The sequence below is a fragment of the Gilvimarinus sp. 1_MG-2023 genome (assembly GCF_030548285.1).
Window position 1 is genome coordinate 1 of sequence record NZ_JAUOSC010000063.1, and the last position, 551, is coordinate 551.

Sequence of the window (551 nt, forward strand, 5' to 3'; positions counted from 1 at the left end):
ATCGTCGCCAGAGAGCGAGAAACTCACACCATCGGAAATATCAGCAGAGTCATCAGCGATCGCGGTATACACCACCTGCCCGGCACCGCTGTTTTCATCGATGGCAGTCGCGGTATCACCAGACGTAATGCTTGGCGCTGCTTCCTCCAGGTTAGTCACCGCCAGGGTGACAGTTTGATCGGTATGGTTACCGGCTCCATCGATGGCTGTGACGGTAAAGTTGTAACTGTCTTTTGTTTCGTAATCGGCATCAGCCAACAACGTGACTTCGCCGGTGGCTGAGTTGATGCTGAACAGCCCTGCATCGGCTCCCGAGAGGCTATAAACCGCTGTCGCATCATTGGTTGTGGCTGTGTAAATAACCGAGCTGGCACCAGAGTTTTCATCAATGGCATCCGCCAGACTCCCGGAGTTAAATACCGGTCCTGACTCATCCAAATCATGGACCGCCAGCGTCACGGTCTGATCAGTGAAGTGACCGGCGCCATCGGTGGCGATTACAGTAAAACTGTAGTTTGGTTTGGTCTCGTAGTCGGCATCCGCCAACAAGG

1 protein-coding gene is annotated in these 551 nt (G+C 53.7%); it reads right to left on the reverse strand.

The window, feature by feature from the left end; all coding sequences use genetic code 11:
- Positions 1-438: cadherin repeat domain-containing protein (locus tag Q4563_RS15655; protein ID WP_303605119.1), on the reverse strand; the 438-nt coding region annotated here is incomplete at its 3' end.
- Between the last annotated feature and the right edge of the window lie 113 nt (positions 439-551).